This is a genomic window from Acinetobacter guillouiae CIP 63.46 (assembly GCF_000368145.1).
Classification (GTDB): Bacteria; Pseudomonadota; Gammaproteobacteria; order Pseudomonadales; family Moraxellaceae; genus Acinetobacter; species Acinetobacter guillouiae.
Map to the genome: position 1 here is coordinate 1,432,187 of NZ_KB849283.1, position 23,167 is coordinate 1,455,353.

Genomic DNA, 23,167 nt, shown 5'->3' on the forward strand with positions numbered 1-23,167 from the left:
TTGTATGCGTTTAAGTAAAATCAATAAAATTTAGATTTTTGTGAGTTGTATTAGACAAGTTTGCTTTAAAAATTGCTGATTTAATGTGATAGCTTGCAATGATTTTTCATCTTCGAGTTTAAGACTGTCCTGATGTTCCAAATGAAAAATCTGTTGACCAATTTCGATAACTAACACCTCAACACTCTGATTAAAAATAAACATCACGTCAGATAATATGGGTATTTCTAAGGCTTCTGGAGAGAAAATCCACTGATACTGTGCATCAAACTTTTTTGGATTATAAATCAAATTAAAATCGCGAATGTGCCCTGCCAGCAATTCACAACTGACCACGCTGTCTCCACGAAACTCGACGGACTGCAATGTTTTTAAATGCTTAAAATCATCATCTATACGCAGTGAAAGACCTTGACCTTCCAATACCGTCAAAAAGCGATTCATCCCATTAAACTTGGAAAAATCACCTGATGTTTTCACATCGGCCATCGAAATCCGCCAATCAAACTCAGCTAAGCTTTCACCGACACTACGGGCGATTTCAAGCGTATAGCCTTCGCCATTTTTCCATCGCATTTTTTTGTAATGGCTGGCTTTTAAAAGCTCAATCATTGGGTAAATTTACCTTCCAAATAATAGCGACTGCCAGGATAAATCAGTCTTGCACTAGAAATCAGTTGTTTATTGGACCATGTCCTACGACGGATCAATAAACAAGGCTCTGTTTTATTGATTTTTAACCATTTACATTCTTGTGCTGAAGCAAGAATCGCCGTAACCACATGCTCACCTTCAGTAACAGGTGCTTTTGACATTAAATAGGCATTAGGCGTGATAGTTTTAAAATCTTGTGCCAAATAATCTGGAATCAGTACGGGATCAACTAAACGATCTTCGATCTGCACAGGCACATCATTTTCATAATGCACAATGATCGAGTGAAATAAGCGTTGTCCTTCTCGAATTTGCATTAACCGACTTTGTTCTTCATTGGCTTGAATTTGTTCAAGTACCAATACTTCAGCATGATGTTTATGATTTCTCGCAATAATTTCTTCTGCAATATTGTTCACATGAAATAATGCTGTACGACCTTGTCCTTCAGCGACAAAAGACCCTACACCTTGTATACGGACTAATAAGCCTTCACTGGTCAGTTCGCGCAATGCCCGATTGACTGTCATACGACTACAGCCTAGTAAATTCACCAACTCACTTTCTGAAGGAATTTTTTTATTTACAGTCCAGGTTCCTTCATAAATTTTTTGTGAAATCATTTGCTTCACGCGCAAATACAAAGGAACAGGACTATCTTCTTCTAGAGATAAGTCTAGATCATTGTGCTTTGACGCTCTTGACATTGGCTAAAACTCATACAAAATATTCAAATCATTGTAGCTTGAGTCGATGTTATTTGTATATACAAGCCTATACAAATAATCATGATAAAAATATCCATTACTCATCAATGGCATTCCAACTTATATCAATTTACTCATTTTGCTTTTGCATCATTTAATCATAGATGGTGTAGCGGTCACCCAACGAATATTAATCGGCTTTGTTTGCAGCGCAAGGTTTGACTTCGTCTACGCAAAAGAATTTAAACTTTAAATGTAAAGTGTGGCTGTGTAAGTTTTATTCTCATCAGCTAGGTTTTTAAATCCCTTTTGCTAAGTTTTTACTCAGATTGTTTGAATCCTCCCCCATGCAAAGTTAATACTTCTCACCTTTTTTAAAGGAGGGAGTTTTTCGTTACTCAAATAAATTGAGTTTAACCATACAGCGTTTTGCTATCGCGTGGCGACATAAATAAGGAGGCAAAAGCCTCCTTATTTATTCAATCAAATTAGAAAGTCTTTCTTAAACTCAACCAGTACTGGTGATTATCGCGGTCTTGCAACTGCTCTGGCGTATTTCCAATTGGAAAGGCAACTTCTGCATTGGCTTGAATATTCCACGCACTCGTCCAGTTCAAACCTAAACCTGCACTACTGATTTGAACTTGATTATCGCCTGTCACACCTGCCCAACGCTTAGCATTTAACGTGACTTCTGCTGTATCGATAAATACTTTCGCTGTTAGCTGATGCTTTGCATCGGCAAATAAACTTTGTCTCAGTTCTGCCGTGGCCAAATAACCTGTAGAGCCTGCAAATTGACTCGATTCATAACCACGCACATTAAATGGACCACCACCTAGATATTGCTCTGCACTGTCTAGATTATAAGGACTGTATTGTCCATAAATTCCCAAATATCCTTGCGTGCCCTTATTGCTCAGATTTTGTAAGCGTGACAGATTCAATGTAGCACTATAGTAGTCTCCAGCTGTCTTCGCTGTTTGCGCATCTAAAGCAGCGGCATCATCATTTTTAAATTTCACACGACCATAACTAGTTGAAGCACCATATTGGGTTAAACCTCCACCCAAGAATTGATCAAACTGCGAGCCATCCAGTCGGGCAGTCACCACATCAATATTTCGATGTTTGTAATATTGATTGAGCTGAATATCATCTTTCAGTTGTTTATGATCGTATTGTAAGCTGAGAAGGACTTCTGCATTGTTGGTCAGTAAGGCAGGTTGGCTAATGAATACACTACTTTGTGCAGCACTCCCTTCTGCGCCAATGTTTTTTAGCTCTTTTCCAAGTTCATAATCTAGATAAGAATAACTTGCGCCTGCCCGAGTACCCATTCCTGTAAAGGTAAAGGCATAACCCACGCGCCCGTAGTTCATGCGTTTGCCTGCAGTCATCACATCTAAGCTTAGTTCATCACCTAAGCCGGCAAGGTTGTTGGCAGAAATTCCAGCGGTTCCACGCACTTGACTGGTATAACGATTACCAAAGTTATCTGCGCCAATATAACCATTCAACATGGCTGCATTTTGTACTTCAACATTGAGTTGGCTACTTCCGACTGTTGCACCAGGGGTCAAAACATTTCGGGTATTGACTCCATTTAAACGATTGAGCAGTTTGAGTTGTTGTTGCATCTGGTCACTGTTGATGCGCTCACCTTGTTTAAGTGGCGCAACGGTTTGTTCAATCAGCCAGTTTTGCGTTCGACTTTGATTATCAATCTGAGTTTGATCATAATACGCTTCGAGTACATTGATACGTACTACGCCCTGACTTAGATTCTGCTGAGGCAGATAAGCTCGGCTATATGCATAGCCCTGTTGTTGGTAGTAAGTGGTAATCTTTTGCGCAACTTGCCAGAGTTGCTGAAGACTCAGTTGTTTACCTTCGGCATCCGCCACTAAGTGATGCAATTGCGCTGTACTAAAACGACTATTTCCAGTGATTTCAATTTTGCGTACAGGAATTTGTATATCAGGTGAATTAGGTACGTTATTACTTGCTGAACTTTCTACCTGAACAGCAGCCTGTGGTTCAAGACTTTGTCCTTGTTGCTGTTGTTGTAACAGTTGACCCGCATTAGGTGCTGGCGCTGCATAGTTACTGCTGGTCAAAAGCATCAGACAAGCAGCTACAGATATTGCCAATATATTATGTTGTTGTTTCATCAATTAGTGCTCCCCTGCCAAAATTTGAATACCTGTAGTGTTAACTCCACCTTGGCGTACATCTAAATCAACTGTATTTAAGACGTTATTGGTTTCAGGCAAATAACGAGGTTGTTTGAATTGTATGGCTTGTAAATACGCTGCAGGGGTTAACAGATAAATATCAGCTGTGGTCACAGCGGTGGTATCCACAAGTTTGTAGTTTTGAGCATCTAAGCCACCTAGACTTAAACCTGTAATCGATACATTTTTTGCTTGCCCTGTGGTCGCACTGTCAAATTGTCCTGTTGCTGTTGCAACGTTTAAATTGTCCCCAGCGTAGATACCGTTGAATTGTGCGTTGCTGAGATTAAGCTCAGCGGCAGTTAACCCATTATAAGTACGATTGTTGGCCGTAATTCCAGCGATGTTTTGAATATTGGCTTGGCGAATATCTGCCGTAGTTTGTGCAGTGTTATTCACCAACTCGTAGTTATGTGCATCTGCACCACTTAAACTGACACCCTGAATCGAGACTTGTTTTGCTATACCCACATTTTTATCACTGAATTGTCCTGTTGCTGAAGCAACTTTCAATTCATCGCCTGCAACCATACCAGTGAATTGTACTGATCCAGTATTTAATGTTGCGTTGGTGGTTGCATCATAAATACGATTATTGGCGGTAATGCCTGTCACTTGGTTAATTTTAGCTTTGGCGATATCTAATGAACCATCCACAAAGCTTAGCTCGTAGTTCTTGTCTAGACCCGTTGCGCTATTGGTGTATTTGCCAGCATCTTTGCCGGTAACCGTTGCACTGACACCTGAGAGTACTGATTCAGTTTCACCATTGACTAAACCAGAAGCGCTAAAACCAGAAGCAGTTTGATCTTTACCGTTATAGGTGGTTGATACACTATTGGCTGTTACGGAGGCTTTGGCTTTAGCAATATCCAATGAGCCATCAACAAAACTTAACTCGTAGTTTTTGTCTAGACCCGTTGCAGTATTGGTGTATTTGCCAGCATCTTTAGCAGTCACCGTTGCAGTTACACCTGACAATACCGATTCGGTTTCACCATTGACCAAACCTGTCGCACTAAAGCCAGCAGCAGTTTGATTTTTACCATTATAGGTGGTTGATACGCTATTGGCGGTTACGGTGGCTTTGGCTTTAGCAATATCCAATGCACCATCAACAAAAGTTAGCTCATAGTTTTTGTCTAGACCCATTACTGTATTGGTGTATTTGCCAGCATCTTTAGCAGTAACTGTTGCAGTTACGCCTGATAGTACTGATTCAGTTTCACCATTAACCAAGCCTGTTGCAGTAAAACCAGCAGCAGTTTGATCCTTACCGTTATAGGTGGTTGATACGCTATTGGCAGTTACAGTAGCTTTAGCTTTGGCGATATCTAATGAACCATCCACAAAGCTTAGCTCGTAGTTCTTGTCTAGACCCGTTGCGGTATTGGTGTATTGACCAGCATCTTTAGCGGCAACTGTTGCTGAAACGCCAGATAGTACAGATTCAGTTTCACCATTGACCAAACCTGTTGCAGTAAAGCCAGCAGCCGTTTGATCTTTACCATTATAAGTAGTTGATATGCTTTTGGCGGTTACAGTAGCTTTAGCCTTAGCAATATCCAACGATCCATCAACAAAAGTTAGCTCATAATTTTTGTCTACACCCGTTGCGCTATTGGTGTATTTGCCAGCATCTTTAGCAGTCACCGTTGCGCTTACACCAGATAATACAGATTCGGTTTCACCATTGACTAAACCAGAAGCACTAAAACCAGCAGCAGTTTGATCTTTACCGTTATAGACTGTATTTAAACTATTGGCGGTCACAGTAGCTTTGGCTTTAGCGATATCTAAAGAGCCATCAACAAAACTTAGCTCGTAGTTCTTGTCTAGACCCGTTGCACTATTGGTATATTGACCTGCATCTTTAGCGGTCACCGTTGCACTGACACCTGAGAGTACGGATTCAGTTTCACCATTGACTAAACCTGTTGCACTAAAACCAGCAGCTGTTTGGTCTTTACCGCTATAAGTAGTTGATACACTATTGGCAGTTACTGTCGCTTTAGCCTTAGCAATATCCAATGAGCCATCAACAAAGCTTAACTCATAGTTTTTATCTAGACCTGTTGCGGTATTGGTGTATTGGCCTGCATCTTTGCCTGTAACAGTTGCCGAAACACCTGACAATACACTTGTAGTTTCACCATTGACCAAACCTGTTGCAGTAAAACCAGCAGCTGTTTGATCTTTACCGTTATAGACTGTATTTAAACTATTGGCGGTGACAGTGGCTTTAGCTTTCGCAATATCCAAAGAACCATCAATAAAACTAAGCTCATAGTTCTTGTCGATACCTGTTGCACTATTGGTATATTTGCCAGCATCTTTAGCAGTCACCGTTGCAGTTACACCTGACAATACGGATTCGGTTTCACCATTGACCAAACCTGTTGCAGTAAAGCCCGCAGCTGTTTGATCTTTACCGTTATAGGTGGTTGATACGCTATTGGCGGTGACGGTGGCTTTGGCCTTAGCAATATCCAAAGAGCCATCAATAAGCGTCAGATCATAGTTCTTGTCTACACCTGTTACTGTGTTGTTGTATTTGCCTGCATCTTTAGCAGTCACCGTTGCACTTACACCTGAGAGTACTGATTCAGTTTCACCATTGACTAAGCCTGTCGCAGTAAAACCAGCAGCCGTTTGATCTTTACCGTTATAAGTAGTTGATACACTATTGGCGGTCACAATTGCTTTGGCTTTGGCGATATCTAATGAACCATCAATAAAACTTAAATCATAATTCTTGTCTATACCTGTTGCGCTATTGGTGTATTTGCCTGCATCTTTAGCAGTCACCGTTGCATTTACACCTGAGAGTACAGATTCAGTTTCACCATTGACCAAACCTGTCGCAGTAAAGCCAGCAGCCGTTTGATCTTTACCGTTATAGGTGGTTGATACGCTATTGGCGGTCACAGTGGCTTTGGCTTTAGCGATATCTAAGGAACCATCAACAAAGCTTAGCTCATAGTTTTTATCTATACCTGTTGCGGTATTGGTGTACTTGCCAGCATCTTTAGCGGTAACCGTTGCACTGACACCTAAGAGTACTGATTCAGTTTCACCATTGACCAAACCTGTTGCACTAAAACCAGCAGCCGTTTGGTTTTTACCGTTATATGTAGTTGATACACTATTGGCAGTTACGGTGGCTTTGGCTTTGGCGATATCTAATGAACCATCAACAAAGCTTAAATCATAATTCTTGTCTATACCTGTTGCGGTATTGGTGTACTTGCCAGCATCTTTAGCAGTAACCGTTGCAGTTACACCTGATAGTACCGATTCTGTTTCGCCATTGGCCAAACCTGTCGCACTAAAACCAGCAGCTGTTTGATCTTTACCGTTATAGGTGGTTGATACACTATTGGCTGTTACAGTGGCTTTAGCTTTCGCAATATCCAAAGAGCCATCAATAAGCGTCAGATCATAGTTCTTGTCTAGACCCGTTGCGGTATTGGTATATTGACCTGCATCTTTAGCAGTTACCGTTGCGCTTACGCCGGATAATACTGATTCTGTTTCACCATTGACCAAACCAATCGCAGTAAAGCCAGCAGTTGTTTGATCTTTACCGTTATAGGTAGTTGATACACTATTGGCGGTTACGGTGGCTTTGGCTTTGGCAATATCTAAGGAACCATCAACAAAGCTTAAATCATAATTCTTGTCTAGACCCGTTGCGGTATTGGTATATTGACCTGCATCTTTGCCTGTTACGGTTGCTGAAACGCCTGTGAGTACCGATGTATCTTCACCATTGACCAAACCTGTCGCACTAAAACCAACAGCTGTTTGATCTTTACCGTTATAAACCGTATTTAAACTATTGGCAGTGACAGTGGCTTTAGCTTTGGTGATATCTAAGGAACCATCAACAAAGCTTAGCTCGTAGTTTTTATCTAGCCCTGTTGCCGTGTTGGTGTATTGGCCTGCATCTTTAGCAGTCACTGTTGCTGAAACACCTGACAATACCGATTCTGATTCACCATTGACCAAACCTGTCGCACTAAAACCAGCAACTGTCTGATCTTTACCGTTATAGGTGGTTGATACACTATTGGCGGTGACGGTGGCTTTAGCTTTCGCGATATCTAAGGAACCATCAACAAAACTTAGCTCATAGTTTTTATCTATACCTGTTGCGGTATTGGTATATTGACCTGCATCTTTAGCAGTCACTGTTGCAGTTACGCCTGACAATACCGATTCAGTTTCACCATTGACTAAGCCTGTTGCACTAAAGCCAGCAGCTGTTTGATCTTTACCGTTATAGACGGAATTTAAACTATTGGCGGTGACGGTGGCTTTAGCTTTCGCAATATCTAATGAGCCATCGATAAGCGTCAGATCATAGTTCTTGTCTACACCTGTTACTGTGTTGTTGTATTTGCCTGCATTTTTAGCAGTCACCGTTGCGCTTACGCCTGAGAGTACTGATTCTGTTTCGCCATTGACCAAACCTGTCGCACTAAAACCAGTAGCTGTTTGATCTTTACCGTTATAGGTGGTTGATACGCTATTGGCAGTTACTGTCGCTTTAGCTTTAGCAATATCTAATGAGCCATCAATAAGCGTCAGATCATAGTTCTTGTCTACACCTATTACTGTGTTGTTGTATTTGCCTGCATCTTTAGCAGTCACCGTTGCGCTTACGCCTGAGAGTACTGATTCTGTTTCGCCATTGACTAAGCCTTTCGCACTAAAGCCAGTAGCCGTTTGGTCTTTACCGTTATAAATGGTTGATACGCTATTGGCTGTTACTGTCGCTTTAGCTTTGGCGATATCCAAAGAGCCATTAACAAAACTGAGCTCATAGTTCTTGTCTATACCTGTGGCGGTATTGGTGTACTGACCTGCATCTTTACCTGTGACAGTTGCAGAAACACCTGACAATACAGTTGTAGTTTCGCCATTGACCAAGCCTATTGCACTAAAGCCAGCAGCTGTTTGATCTTTACCGTTATAGGTGGTTGATACACTATTGGCTGTTACTGTCGCTTTAGCTTTGGCGATATCCAAAGAGCCATTAACAAAACTGAGCTCATAGTTCTTGTCTATACCTGTGGCGGTATTGGTGTACTGACCTGCATCTTTACCTGTGACAGTTGCAGAAACACCTGACAATACAGTTGTAGTTTCGCCATTGACCAAGCCTATTGCACTAAAGCCAGCAGCTGTTTGATCTTTACCGTTATAGGTGGTTGATACACTATTGGCTGTTACTGTCGCTTTAGCTTTGGCGATATCCAAAGAGCCATTAACAAAACTGAGCTCATAGTTCTTATCTGTACCTGTGGCTGTATTGGCATAACTACCAGCATCTTTACCTGTGACAGTTGCCGAAACACCTGACAATACAGTTGTAGTTTCGCCATTGACCAAACCTGTTGCACTAAAGCCAACAGCCGTTTGATCTTTACCGTTATAAGTGGTTGATACGCTATTGGCTGTTACTGTCGCTTTAGCTTTGGCGATATCTAATGAGCCATCAATAAGTGTCAGATCATAGTTCTTGTCTACACCTGTTACTGTGTTGGTGTATTTGCCTGCATCTTTGCCTGTGACAGTTGCAGAAACACCTGACAATACAGATTCAGTTTCACCATTGACTAAACCTATAGCACTAAAGCCAGCAGCCGTTTGATCTTTACCGTTATAGACGGTATTTAAACTATTGGCCTTTACAATGGCTTGCGCTTTGTGAATTGTGGCACTTAAACCTATAGGCTGACTAAAAATATAATTTCCAGCATCCGCACCTGTTAAGTTATAGCCTGTTACGATCACAGACCGGATTCCTGCATTCTTATCTGTAAATGTTCCTATACCACTACCAGTCAATCCAACAAAGTCTCCAGCAAACGGATTGATTGAAGCAGTGCCATTTAAGGTCGCAATAGCCAAACCATCATACGTTTTATCTGCAACACTTATTCCATTAATGGTTAAAACTGCAGGCGTTATACTGGCTTTAAGATTTGTCGGCTGTAGCAAGGTGTAATTTAAAGCATCTGTTCCAGTCAGCGTATAACCCGACACAATCACATTTTTATTATTGCCCACATTTTTATCAGTAAATGATCCAAATCCAATACCCGAAAGTGTCACTGAATCACCTGACAGCACTGTCACTCCAGCAGTACCCGATAAGGTTGCTACTTTTGATGTATCATAGACCTTGTCAGCAGCGCTCAAGCCATTAATATTTAAATCTCTTTTCGCGATTGTTAATGAACCTGAACCACCATTTTCTTTATAAATTACATCATCGCCAAACTGTGTTGTATTTGCCGCGATTGGAACACCACTAATCAGAATTGAGCCATCATTTAAACTATAAATCCCTGCATTTTTACTGGTTGTTTTATAATTCAGTCCTGAAGCCAGCGTTCCAGAAGCTATCGATCCATCATAAATTTTGTCAGAAAAATTAGCGACAATTTCTGTGACCAAGGGTTTTAGGAAATGACGTAGTAAGGGCGCAGATCGTCCTTCATAAATACGCCAAACTTTTCCTGTACCACCTGCATCATCAATATCCCAACCTGCAAAAGTAGAAATTTGCTGAAGTTCTGTTGTGGTTTTTCCTACACCACCCGCACTGCTTGTTCTTCCAGAAGTACTGGTGTTCCAGAAACTATTTGTGGTTGTACCATTACCACCACCAACAAGACCACCAACATACTGCCCCCCAGTTACACTTCCAGAAGAATAATTTTTGTCAACACTGCCACCATTGAAACCCACCAATCCTCCAACATACTGACTTCCAATAACAGTACCTGTTGCATAAGAATTGTTAATTTGTCCTGATATAGCACCAATTAAACCGCCAACATAATTATTTCCTGTCACCGCGCCTGTTGCAAAAGAAGAACTTACAACACCATCACTATAACCAACCAGACCGCCAATATAATTATTATTCGAATATTTTCCTTTTACAGTCACATTGGCATAAGAATTTAAAATATTTCCTGAATTATAGTTCCAACCCACCAATCCGCCATACTGCTCGGTATTACCTGTGACTAAGCCTGCATTGACATAAACATTATTAATCGTGCCTAGATTAATCCCCACGATCCCGCCTGTTTTTCCATAACCCGAATAACTTATACTATTCAGTCCAACATTTTGTATAAGTGCACCCTGATGCGTAATCGCAAACAGTCCAATGCCCTGATACATAGAGTCAATACTTAATCCACTAATCGCATGACCTAATCCATCAAACCGTCCACGAAAAGCCTGCTGTGAGAGATCCGTTGGACTCAAATTTGCATTATAAAAGCCAATTGGGTCGAATCCGGTATAACCATTCCACAGCGCCGTACTGCTGGCATCTATGTCTGCACCCAACACATAATTACCACTCAGGTTCCCGTTGATCCCTTGTAAATCTTGACTTGTTGTCGAACCCTGTGCACCCAAAGCCGTAATGACTTGATAGTTAATAGTAGCAGCCGTGCCTTTTTGGGTACTAAAATTCTGCCCAGCCTTTAAGTTTATTTTTGCGCCATTGTTAATATAATAATTTGCGCTGGTATTGCCCGTGTTTTGTCCATATATCAAATTAAGTTTGCCACTATTATTGGTCGCTGTGATATTGGCATTAATGTTGATGTCATTTTGTGCATTTAAAGTCAGACTGGTCGCACTCCCCCAAGTTACATCAGCATTAACATTGATATCACCCTTTTGGTTACCCGTAGAGCTAGTTAGCAATATGACATTACTGGTTGCAAGACTGCTTGCTAAAGTGGTTGCGCCTATGCCGCTACTGCTTGCTGATGCATTACCCGAATTAATACTGAAATCGGTAGGGTCGATCAACCACTTTCCGATTTTCCCGCCCTCAGAATGAGAGGATACCACCGTACTATTCTCAATCTTTACTTGAGCTGCGGAGGTTTCAATAAACCCACCATCTTGACCATTTTTCCCTTCAGCTTTAAGCAGGCCACTGACATTTGTTTCACCATTTTGCATATCACCTAACAGAATGATTTCACCTTTGGCATTTTGGCTTAAGCGATTGGCTTCAATAATCCCACTATGATTGACCACGGCTTTACTTAAACTGTCTTTGGCTTTTGCAGTTAAATATACAGCCCCATTATCGGCAAGAATTGCACCACCATTGTCTACTAAACCTTTGAATACCCCTTGATCAACTTGGTACTGGGTGAGTGAACCATCCTGTAAAGCAAGAGTGACTTGACTGGCAGCAGTGAGATGAGTAACGCCATTCGGTGTCACAATAGAGCCGGTATTTTTAACATTGGGCGCAATCAGCGCAACAGTTCCACCTGATAAAGTTTGAATAGTACCGTTATTTTCTATCGTTGCTGTGCTATTGGCATTGGCTTTTAAAGTATATTTTCCATTTTGAATATCCGCATCGTTCAAACTTAAAGTTGAAGCAACCAAACTGCCAACATTCACTTGAGCCGTCTTAGAAAAAACCACACCATTTGGATTGAGTAAAAACACCTGCCCATTGGCATTTAAACGCCCCATAATCTGCGATGCATTGCTATCCAAAACCCGATTAATGGCTATAGATGACTGGTTTTGCTGATTAAAATTAACCGTCGCATCTTTACCAATATTAAAAGTATTCCAGTTGGTCGAAAGGTTTTGACTATTTTGATGAATATTTAAAACGTTGCCATTTTGGGAAATGTTGGCTGAACCTTGAGTGATATTGGCGCCTGTAGGCAGTTCCGTATTAGAAATTGCGGCATAAATCGATAATGGCAATAAAGCTAGCCCCCAAAAAGCCAATCGGATTAAATTTATCCCAGATACTTTTTGAACAGTGCCCGTCAGCGCGTTTTTATGATCCAAAGTACTTTGTGAAGTGCTATGATTTTTTGCCAATTCTGAAACGGCTTGCCAACACCTAAGTTGTGAATTCCAAATAACTTTATAAATTTTATTCATGATAATCCCCAAATCTACTTTTTGATCAAATATCAATCATTAGATCAAATGGGGGAATAGAGAGATATACCTGAAATTGGGTATTTTGCACGTATTAATTCACGTTATAGACAACACAATAAACACTGAATGAAATTATTCAGCGTTTATTGGAAAGAAAGCCCTATGCATCAGTTTTAAGCTAAACAAGCACTATAAAACCATGTTTCAATAAAAAAGCACCCGTAGGTGCTTATCTGCTTATTTTCAATCAAAAGGTTAGTAATTGTGGATCAAACAAATCTTTGATCAGATCAGATTGCAATACATGTATATCTTGCGCTGATAGATTTTCGGCTTTATTGAAAGCGACCAATTCAGTATTTTTAGCATCATCGACAACGGTTGTAGCACTTTGATCAATTGTTCGAGCAAGCACATCATCAATCTGATTTGTAGTTAAATCATTAACTGAAGTCTTTGCCAACAATTCATCGACTGAAATAGCCGTGCTGTCATAAGAATTGGTATTGGCTACCTTGATATCGTCAACTTTGGTATTCTCAAGCGCATCTTGCAGTACAGTGGCTATGCTTGTACTGAGAATAGCTGAACTGCCAGCTATAGCGGTATGATCTAAATCTGAAACATTTGAATGGAGCTGCGAGAATTGATTTTCTATTGGTGTCGATTGATCGAATACTTGAGCGCTACTTTCTGGCTCAGAATGTAAAACACCTGATCCAATCGCATCAGCACTTTTAGCTGAGTCAATATTTGAATCAGCTAAATCAGCATGAAAAGCCAAGGCTTCATCAAAAACTGCCATTTTTGCGGCGATTTCGACTACAGTAAATGTTCGCGCATCACTCACTAAACTGGTATTCCCTGCTTTATCCGTTTGTACAGTGGTAATACTGTGACTCCCCAGAGTTAAATCATAAGCAAAACTATATGACCATTTACTATCTGCACCGACTGTGACCGTTCCAATCGCCTGATTATTGTCATAAATAATCAAAGTTGCCCCAGCTTCTCCGGTTCCTGAAATCACAGGACGCTTGTCATCTGTGGTCCCATTTGCAGCAACAGAACCTACAGTTGCCCCCACATCATCAACCACATCTGTGATTTTCGGACTAGCAGGCGCGGTTACATCTTTGGTACCTGTTACAGAGCTAAGCGCTGACTGATTTCCAGCTGCATCTGTTGCATATACACTGCCGACTTTTGCTTCAGTCAATGCTGTTGAAAGCGTGACAGAATAATTTCCGTTTGCATCCGTTGTTGCTGTGCCTAATAATTTATTTGCACTGTCATAGACTGAAATTTTAGAGTTTGCTTCAGCGGTACCCGTGATCACAGTGCCTTCAGCATTTAAATTGGCCACGGGTTTATCTGGTGCTAAAACATCTTGTCCTGCTTTAATTTCTACAGCACTCGACTTATTTCCTGCAGCATCTTCAATAATAATTTTGCCAGTCTTGCTTGCATCTAAAGCAGGAGAAATAGTGATATTGAATTTACCATTGGCGTCTACAGTACCCGTTGCAATCACCGCACCTGTTGAGTCTTGAATAATCACTTTAGCATTTGCTTCTGCTGTTCCGTGTATTGAGGTCCCCTCTTTAGACACCTCAAACTTGGGTTGATCAGGTGCAATGGTATCTTTACCGACTTCAATATTATGTTTTTCTGATTTATTTCCAGACGCATCAATCGCTTCGACTGTACCGATTTGGCCTGTAGTTAAAGCAGGAGAAATGGCAACAGAAAATTGTCCCTGCGCATTGGCTTTTGCAGTACCAATCAGTTGACCTGCTGGGTCATATACATTAATTGTGGCATTCGCTTCTGCTTTACCAGTAACAATATTTCCTTGCTCATTTAACTGCCCTTGAGGCTCATTGGGTGCAATGGTATCTTTCGTGCCAACAACCGAGGTATAGGTTGAGGCATTTCCAGCTTTGTCTTTTGCATTGATATAATAAGTATTGTTGTTTAGCAAAGCCTCTGGCAATGTCAAAGAATAATTTCCATCTTTATCGACCACGGCTGTAGCAATCACTTTCTGATTTTTATCAATCACATAAATAGTCGCACCCGCTTCAGCGGTACCTTTAATTTCAGTCCCCTCTGCATTCAAAGTTGCCGTCGGCGTTTTCGGTGCAATAATGTCGGTAATACCCTTTGATTGATTACTGCCCCCATCATCAATCAATGCCAAACCTAAACCAATTGCAGAAACAAGACCAACGCCTGCTTTCACTGCACTTGAAGAAAATAGATTTGAAAATGAAAACTCAGGGGTTGAATCTTCGTAGGCAGAGACTTGTTGAACAGCCGCAGTATTGGCGCCTTCATAGAGTAAAGTGTCGAGTTTTTGCAAACCGCTATAGTCTGTAAATTTTCCATTGGCATCAAAGTGAGCAAGTGAGAAACTTCCATCTGCTTTGGGGAATGTTAAAGAATGCGTTGTGGTTGAATTGGCTTGAAAAAAACCCTCTAAAACAATTTGCTCACCATTGTTTAAACTAATAATCAGCTTATCGCCTAATCGCTCTAGTGTTTTCACATCTTGTTGTGTGACACCAATTTGAATAATAGCGGGCTGATCTAAACTGACCGTTTTTGCTTGAGAATCCTGTAGTAATATTTTGTCTTGTTTTGCAGCGACGACTATTCTTGTCATTTATACCTTCTATTGATTTAAAGTGTATTTTTTGAAAATTATACAGAAGGTATTTATATATACAAACGACTTAAAGTGATTTCTGAATTATTTATAAAAATATAAAATTCAGATACTTAAAAATAAGTAAGATAGCGCACAAAATCTTATTTAAACAATAAATATCCAGCATTCTTGTTGTTCACATATAACTTCACTCTTTAACAAAGCGCTTGAGCAAATTGTGGGGCATCATCCAAAATTTCAAACCAAGCAGCTTTGTTATTAGTAAACGCATGTGAAACAATCTTGCCTTGAACAGGCTCATTTACAATGCCTACACGTAATCTCACGACATCAGGTAGGTCTAAACGCGCACTAAATAATGGGGATGCACATCTTTTACAGAATGTTCGCTTTTTATTTTCAGTGGCATAATATTCTTGAAACAAAGCCTGTCCTTGAACAATCTCTAAATCTTTAGTCTGGATAGGAGCAATCGCCACAAATGCTGAACCTTGGGCTTTTTGACATTGCTGACAATGACAGACAAATATTTGAGGAATTTCACTATGAATTCTCAGTTGAATAGCACCACAAAGGCATGAAGCTGTATACATTTTTATTCCTCTATATTGTGAGTAAACTCATTTTATCGATCAATTGTAACGCTTATAACTTATAAATAATCAAATGGATAACGTGAAAAAAGTTCAGGATGGATACGATTCACGGTATCTTGAAATTGCTCCAACTCCACCTTAGATAATGGATTTTTATCCAAGTGTTGTTCCAGCGCTTGCAGAAGTAAAGCAAATTGTAAAAATTGAAAAAAGTTGATTTGCATCGACTGAAACTGATCGCGTTTTAAATTCTCATCTAAGTCCATACCTAAATCATGATCATAGAATAAAATATCAAAACTATTCCGATCTAAAAACCATTCATCACCTTGACCTGTACGACCAATTTTCCATAGTTGTTGGGATAAATTTTCCACATGCTCTGCGAAATACTGGTTTTCCTTTATCGTAGTTTCATAGCCAAATAAATCAATATCAGGGGTAATTTCAGTATCGCTACACTGTCCTAAAAATTCGAGATAATAAGGATCTTGAAGAAAAGTCACAGTACTTTGAATGGGTTGAGTTCGCGGATTAAAGAGCTTAAGTATCTGTTTAAAATTGGTTTGCAGTTCAAACATTATACGATCTCAAAGGTTGTTTTTTTGTTCTAAGGTTTTTGTTCTAGGTTTTTTGTTCCAAGTCATGTGTTCGATAGGACTTTAACGCCTCAATTTCAGTATAAATGCTCGCTTGTAATTGATCACGAAATACAATCATATCGTCCATGTTTTCTATCTGGTCAATAGATAACCGTGGCATAAATTTAAAATAAAAAGGGATTCGCTTTGGAATAATATGCTTCGGAATCGAAGGAATAACTTCACCTTGTCTAAGCAATGAACCTATTTTGGGATTTGATAATATTTTATTAAACCACTTTTGTTTAAGCAGCACGTTTACATCAAAAGCTAAATCAAAAACTTCATCACCACCTAAAGCCACAAAAGGAGCAATTTCATAACCAAATTCCTGAGCCAACTTTAAGAAACCAAAGCGTTGCTTCCAGATCAGTTGATAGGCTTCACCTTTACGTTTAATGACTTCTCGACCGCCGCCTGGAAAAACCAGAATCGAATAACCTTGTCGCATCGCTTCTTTGGCATATTCTTGTACACCATCAACCCCACCGACACGTTTAACCACTTCTTTCCAAATCGGAATATGAAAATGCATATGATCAGCTAAACTGACCACTGCGATTTTATGTTCTGTAAATAAATAATCAATCAGAATCGGAGAATCTAAAACACCATAGATGGTGTGATTACCGACATACATGGCTGGTTTATTCGGCACTAAATTTTCAGTACCTAAAAATGTTGGACGAAAGTAAAAGCGCTGTAAGCTGCTTATTAATCGAATCAATTTAGCGTTGTGTCGTATTTTCAAGGTTTTTTCAGTCATGCTGTATCTCTACAAATACTTTTCAACATTATTTGATCTTGGCCTTAAGCGTATGACTCCTCTTTTTTCAGGGAAGAGCTTTACACAAATAAAATAACTTAAATCCTCGACAATCCCCCCCCCCTTTTTTTCAACGTAGCTGAACTGCGCTTTTCGCGGCACAAGGAGGGAGATTTTATAAAATTATGATTTAAGCAACATGCTTTTGCACAAGGATTGAACCCACAGAATAACCTGCACCAAATGAACACAGCACACCATATTCGCCATCATTCACCTGATCCGCACTACGATGTAATGCAATGATCACACCTGCTGAAGACGTATTGGCAAACTCATCTAAAATGATTGGTACCAAATCAGGATCCGCTTCTGCAACTTCTTTGCCGACAATGAGTTTTAAAATTAATTCATTCATATTGGCATTGGCTTGATGCAACCAAAAACGTTTTACGTTTTCAGGTTGAATACTGTTCTTTTCCAATTGCGTAGAAATAATTTTCGCAACCAATGGACACACTTCTTTAAATACTTTGCGGCCATCTTGACGGAATTGCTTATCATCACGAGAAGTTAATTCTGAACCATTTAAGAAACCAAAATTATTTCGGATGTTATTGGAGAATTGGGTAAACAAATGGGTATCTACGATTTCAAACCCTGTTTTGCTGTCCGTTTCTTCAATAATTGAAGCTGTTGCAACATCACCAAAAATAAAGTGACAGTCACGTGAACGATAGTCAGTATGACCCGAGGTAATTTCTACATTAACCAATAGCACACGACGTGCACCCGTTTTTACAGCATCGTAGGCTTGTTTTAAACCAAATGTAGCAGCTGAACACGCCACATTCATGTCATAGGCATAGCCCTGAATACCCAATGCCGTTTGAATTTCAATTGCAACAGCAGGATAAGCACGTTGTAAGTTTGAACAAGCCAAAATCACCACATCAATGTCTTCTGCAGTTACGCCTGCATTTTCCATCGCTTGTTTTGCTGCAATTACGCCCCACTCTGCTTGGATTGAAAGCTCTTCATCTGAACGTTCTTCTAAACGGGGACGTAAGCGATTAATGTCTAGGACACCTGATTTTTCAATGACATAACGACGCTTTACGCCTGATGCTTTTTCAATAAATTCTGCGCTTGAACCACGACGGGCAACAACTTCACCCGCTTCAATTTTTTCAGCATTTTCACTGTTAAATTGTTCCACATAAGCATTTAAACAATCCACCAATTCTTCATTGGTAATCACTTCTTCAGGATGGTACAAACCTGTACCTGTAATACGGATGCCCATGTAAAACTCCTTTTTTAAATTCACAAATATTTCAAATTATTTCTATTCTAACCGATTCCAAGCTTTTCCCATACTTTTTGTATTCTGGTTGACGAAATCGGCATCTTGGTTTTCATTGGTTGAGAAAATAATGAAATACGTAGTTCCTCAACCATGAAGTAGACTTCTTTAACACGAACATCCGACTTAAACTTAAACAGTTTATCCATCCAAGGATCTACTTCTTTAATTGCAGCATCATCACGATTTAGATTATTCGGCAATCGATCTAAACGCAATAACAATGCTTTTAAATAACGTGGATATTCCTGCCAAATATCGGAAGATTTTGAATAAACAAAATTGGATAAGTTCATTAAATCCAGTTGATCTTCAATATCATTCATATTTTTAGCAAATACATCTTGATCCAACATCAGCAATTGCTGACGTATTTCCTGCCATTGAATATAAATTTCACTGATCAGCTTTAATGCTTCCTGACCATGACTTAAAAATGACTTTTTCACATCAGCCATGACTATCGCAAATTCTTCAGCATTAATGGGTAAATCTTGAATTGCCATTTGTAATGTTGCGTACACCAACATTTGCTCAAGTTGTGCTTTATCACCCAAAGGTGAATATGCCAATGCCAGTGGCTTGGAAATTTGCTTTTTCAATTGACGGATCAAATCCCCCAATTGCATATGAATCAAACGAATTACGCCTTCACGATGCTGCTTAATCGCTTCACTTTGATCATTAAAAGTCTGAATCACAATACCAGAGTCATCTTTCAACTCTAACTTAGCAAAGTCTTTGCTTGGGACCAGTGCCTGATATTGTTTAACCACAACCCCGGTTACTTTCTGAGAGGCCTCAAATACAAAGCTTTCAGGGAAAGTAGTAAACTCACCTTTTAACTGTTTGACCGGACTGTGTGTTTCAGTACGACAACGTGCTTTAAGTTCGGCAAGATCACGACCTTTTTCAATCACGCGGCCTTTTTCATCAATTACTTTGATAAATGGAATTAAGTACTGATCAATACGTTCAAAAGAAAAATCTTTACTGGTAATTTGTTCACCACGTAATTGAAATGCCAAAAACTCAAAAATATGCTGATGCAAATGTTGCGCATCGACTGCTTTGATCAATTTATTGGCTGTATCTGGGATCGGCACCAAATTACGACGTTTATCTTTTGGTAAGGCTTTTAATAACGCTTCGATTAAATCCAAACGCCAGCCCGGAATCCCCCAAGACCAAATATTTTCATCAACTTGCGCTAAGGCTTGTACCGGAATTTTTACTGTTGCGCCATCTTCATCATGACTTGGATCAAAACGATAGCTGGCAGCTAAACGTAATTGTCCATTATGTAAATAATCTGGAAATTGTTGCGTGGTCGGACGGTCATTCATCCATAAATCATCATCATCAACAAACAGATAACGAGGATTCTGCGGTTCTACTGTTGCTCGCCAATCTTCAAAACTACGACGACTGGCAATTTCAGTAGGCACTTTTGCGGCATAAAACTGATAAATGGTTTCTTCATCGACAACCAAATCACGACGACGCAGTTTGTCTTCCACACGCTCGACTTCTTCAAGCTTTAATAGGTTGTGTTTTAAGAATGGTGGCGTTGTTCCCAAGTTTCCTGTGGTTAGTGCATCTCTTAAGAAAATTTCATGCGCAGCCAACTGATCCACTTTTTCATAATTGGTGGCGCGTTTCGGTTCAATGATCAGCCCAAATAATGAAATCTGATCATAAGCATTGACCACACCCGGTTTTTTCGCCCAATGTGGCTCAAAATAATGATGTTTTAATAAGTTAGGCGCAGCTAAAAGAATCCACTCAGGCTCAATTTTTGCCAGTGTACGTAAATACACCTGTGAGGTTTCGACCATTTCAAATGCCATTACCCATGGGGTATTGGTTTTATGTAAGGTCGATGCAGGAAAAATTCGGGCTTTTTGCTGACGAACTGCCATGAAAATATTACGTTCGTCAGTTTTATTGGCAATAAAGGACAATAATCCTGTCAATAAAGCACGATGTAAATTTTCATAACTGGCTGTCTTTTCATTGAATGAAAGTTTTAAGCCCTGTGCTAAATCCAGTAATTGTTCATGAGTTTTCTTCCACTCACGTAAACGTAACCAGCTAAGAAAATGCTGTTTAGCAAAATTACGTCTTTTGCTTTCACTCAAAGTTTCACGATTTTCAGTCAGTGTATTCCACAGTTTAATATAAAATAGAAAATCTGAATCCGCTTCTTTAAATAATGCATGTTTTTGATCCGCCTGCATTTGCTTATCAGCAGGACGCTCGCGTGGATCTTGTACTGCAAGCGCCGCAACAATAATCAAAACTTCATTCAGCACCCCAAAATGAGCACCACCGAGAATCATCCGTGCAAGGCGTGGGTCTATTGGCATTTTTGCCATTTGTAGACCGATTTTGGTTAAACTGTTGTTTTGAAGTTCGGCTTTTTTAGTAGCAGTTTGAGCAAGTTTTTTTGCTTTAGCACCATCTACTACTCCCTGTTGGGAAACCTCACTTTCACTTTGTGCAACCGCTTGAGGAAGATTATTTGAATTTTGCACTTCATGGATAGCACCTAATTCAATCAGCAACTTACGCCCATCATTGACCAAACGATGGTCTGGCGGCTCAATAAAATCAAAATCTTCTACAGCACCTAAACCCAGACTTTGCATCTGTAAAATAACTGATGCTAAATTGGTCCGTTTAATTTCGGGTTCAGTAAAATCTGGACGACTTTGAAAATCATCTTCACTGTATAAGCGAATGCAAACACCTGGTGCAATACGACCACATCGTCCTTTACGCTGGTTTGCAGCAGCTTGAGAAATCGCTTCAATTGGTAAACGCTGTACCCGTGAACGATAGTTATAGCGAGAAATACGCGCAAAGCCACTGTCGATCACATAACGAATATTCGGTACAGTCAATGCTGTTTCAGCAACGTTGGTCGCGATGATAATACGTCGCCCACCACCAGAAGGATTAAAGATTTTCTGCTGCTCTGCCAAAGCTAAACGTGCATATAAAGGTAAAATTTGCGTATGTTTAGGACCAAATTTTTGTAAGGTCTCTTGTAGTTCTCGAATTTCTTGTTCAGTGCTTGAAAAAATAAGAATATCCGCATGTTCAGGATGCCCCTTAGATTCAGCATCCTTAAAACATTCTTCTACAGCTTGTACCACCGCACGTGGTAAATTTTCTTCAAAATCATCAAAGTCATCATCATCACTGCCGCCGATCGTCATCTCAGAAATCGGACGATAACGCAGTTCTACTGGAAAGCTACGTCCTTCCACTTCAAAAATCGGTGCGCCATTAAAATATTCGCTAAAGCGATTCACATCTAATGTCGCTGAAGTAATAATGATTTTTAAATCAGGGCGCTTTTTTACCAGTTGCTTCAGGTAGCCCATGATGAAATCAATGTTTAATGAACGCTCATGCGCTTCATCAATAATAATCGTGTCATATTTATTTAAATAACGATCATTAGAAAGTTCAGCAAGAAGGATACCGTCCGTCATTAACCGAACGATTGAATCATTTGATCCTTGTTCATTAAAACGCACTTTAAAACTGATGCTTTCACCCAGCTTTTCACCAACTTCTTCAGCAATACGTTGCGATACACTTCGTGCTGCCAGACGTCGAGGCTGAGTATGACCAATCATCCCAGTTAAGCCACGACCTGCAAGCATTGCGATCTGTGGCAATTGTGTGGTTTTACCAGAACCCGTTTCCCCTGCAACAATAATAATCTGATGCTTTTGAATCGCTTCAATCAGTTTATCTGCATACTGGGTAACCGGTAGATCCTGATTGAGTTTGATTGTCGGTAGACTGGCTAATCTTTTTTTGACTTGATGGTTTGATTTCTCAAACAGTTCTTGGAATTTTTCAGGATGAGCATCTTTTCCTTTTTTCAGTCGATTTAAACGATGGCGATCTCGTACCATAACCCATTGATCGACATTTAACTGATTTGGCACAGATGCATTATCCTAATACTTAAAATTGAACGGAATATTTTACGCTGTAAAGCACAGGAGAGATAGTCCAATCAAAGTGAATTCATGTTTACGTTATATATGTATTATAAAAATAATATTTTAAAGCTGCTAAAGCTCACTCAACTAAGCAACTGTCTGTGGCTGCAAATATTCATATAGACCTAAATCTATTGCTGTATGATCTACATCAACCAGGTAGTTTGAAGTGATGCTTAAGTACAAAACAGCAGCCACCCATATCATTTCCACGCTATACAACATTGAAATGTGATGTAGTTAAAATTCAATTTATCTTATATGAACAAATTCTATACATTGAAATAAATTTTATATCTTTTTTAGAAATCGCCCTTGAAATATAGCCCCAGAAGCATCATGTTTGTAACAGATTAAAAAAGGATGCTTTGTCATTCAAACATCATCTTTATTTGCTTTAGTTGATGAAATACTGACAAAACAACGGTTTTTGGTGAAATGTATCTGGAGCACGCTAATTTGATTTTCCGATCTTAGCGATAAAAAAATACTATTTCCCCAATAATCTAAAATTCATTATTCTAGTTAAATATT

Annotated in this window: 10 protein-coding genes; all 10 read right to left on the bottom strand. The window is 39.7% G+C overall.

Annotated elements, in window-relative coordinates; genetic code table 11:
• Nucleotides 1–30: 30 nt before the first annotated feature.
• Entirely contained in the window at nt 31–612 is a 582-nt protein-coding gene (locus tag F981_RS11785; protein WP_004721804.1) for a HutD/Ves family protein, read from the bottom strand.
• Nucleotides 609–1,361: a histidine utilization repressor gene (gene hutC, locus F981_RS11790; RefSeq protein ID WP_004721807.1), complete on the bottom strand. Its 753-nt coding sequence runs from the start codon at nt 1,359–1,361 to the stop codon at nt 609–611. The genes F981_RS11785 and hutC overlap by 4 nt, the downstream gene beginning before the upstream one ends.
• 488 nt (nt 1,362–1,849) lie before the next feature.
• Complete coding sequence (locus F981_RS11795) at nt 1,850–3,535, bottom strand: ShlB/FhaC/HecB family hemolysin secretion/activation protein (RefSeq protein WP_004721809.1); 1,686 nt, start codon at nt 3,533–3,535, stop codon at nt 1,850–1,852.
• 3 nt (nt 3,536–3,538) lie between these two features.
• Nucleotides 3,539–12,562, bottom strand: coding sequence for an MBG domain-containing protein (locus F981_RS11800; protein WP_004721811.1), 9,024 nt, complete (start codon nt 12,560–12,562; stop codon nt 3,539–3,541).
• Nucleotides 12,563–12,812: 250 nt separating this feature from the next.
• Nucleotides 12,813–15,233: an Ig-like repeat protein Blp2 gene (gene blp2 / locus F981_RS11805; RefSeq protein WP_004721812.1), complete on the bottom strand. Its 2,421-nt coding sequence runs from the start codon at nt 15,231–15,233 to the stop codon at nt 12,813–12,815.
• 200 nt (nt 15,234–15,433) lie between these two features.
• Nucleotides 15,434–15,832: a GFA family protein gene (locus F981_RS11810; RefSeq protein ID WP_004721814.1), complete on the bottom strand. Its 399-nt coding sequence runs from the start codon at nt 15,830–15,832 to the stop codon at nt 15,434–15,436.
• A gap of 59 nt (nt 15,833–15,891) precedes the next feature.
• Entirely contained in the window at nt 15,892–16,416 is a 525-nt protein-coding gene (locus tag F981_RS11815) for a hypothetical protein (protein ID WP_004721815.1), read from the bottom strand.
• Nucleotides 16,417–16,459: 43 nt separating this feature from the next.
• Nucleotides 16,460–17,242: a lysophospholipid acyltransferase family protein gene (locus F981_RS11820; protein ID WP_004721818.1), complete on the bottom strand. Its 783-nt coding sequence runs from the start codon at nt 17,240–17,242 to the stop codon at nt 16,460–16,462.
• A gap of 190 nt (nt 17,243–17,432) precedes the next feature.
• Nucleotides 17,433–18,548, bottom strand: a complete 1,116-nt coding sequence (locus F981_RS11825; RefSeq protein WP_004721819.1) for a beta-ketoacyl-ACP synthase III — start codon at nt 18,546–18,548, stop codon at nt 17,433–17,435.
• A 47-nt stretch (nt 18,549–18,595) separates the two neighbouring features.
• Nucleotides 18,596–22,576: a DUF3418 domain-containing protein gene (locus F981_RS11830; protein ID WP_004721822.1), complete on the bottom strand. Its 3,981-nt coding sequence runs from the start codon at nt 22,574–22,576 to the stop codon at nt 18,596–18,598.
• Nucleotides 22,577–23,167: the final 591 nt, after the last annotated feature.

Bases quoted from the DNA above. Each gene is read 5' to 3' on its own strand.
- F981_RS11825 (WP_004721819.1), bottom strand. From the start codon at position 18,548: ATGGGCATCCGTATTACAGGTACAGGTTTGTACCATCCTGAAGAAGTG.
- F981_RS11815 (WP_004721815.1), bottom strand. From the start codon at position 16,416: ATGTTTGAACTGCAAACCAATTTTAAACAGATACTTAAGCTCTTTAAT.
- F981_RS11820 (WP_004721818.1), bottom strand. From the start codon at position 17,242: ATGACTGAAAAAACCTTGAAAATACGACACAACGCTAAATTGATTCGA.
- F981_RS11795 (WP_004721809.1), bottom strand. From the start codon at position 3,535: ATGAAACAACAACATAATATATTGGCAATATCTGTAGCTGCTTGTCTG.
- F981_RS11800 (WP_004721811.1), bottom strand. From the start codon at position 12,562: ATGAATAAAATTTATAAAGTTATTTGGAATTCACAACTTAGGTGTTGG.
- hutC (WP_004721807.1), bottom strand. From the start codon at position 1,361: ATGTCAAGAGCGTCAAAGCACAATGATCTAGACTTATCTCTAGAAGAA.
- F981_RS11810 (WP_004721814.1), bottom strand. From the start codon at position 15,832: ATGTATACAGCTTCATGCCTTTGTGGTGCTATTCAACTGAGAATTCAT.
- blp2 (WP_004721812.1), bottom strand. From the start codon at position 15,233: ATGACAAGAATAGTCGTCGCTGCAAAACAAGACAAAATATTACTACAG.
- F981_RS11785 (WP_004721804.1), bottom strand. From the start codon at position 612: ATGATTGAGCTTTTAAAAGCCAGCCATTACAAAAAAATGCGATGGAAA.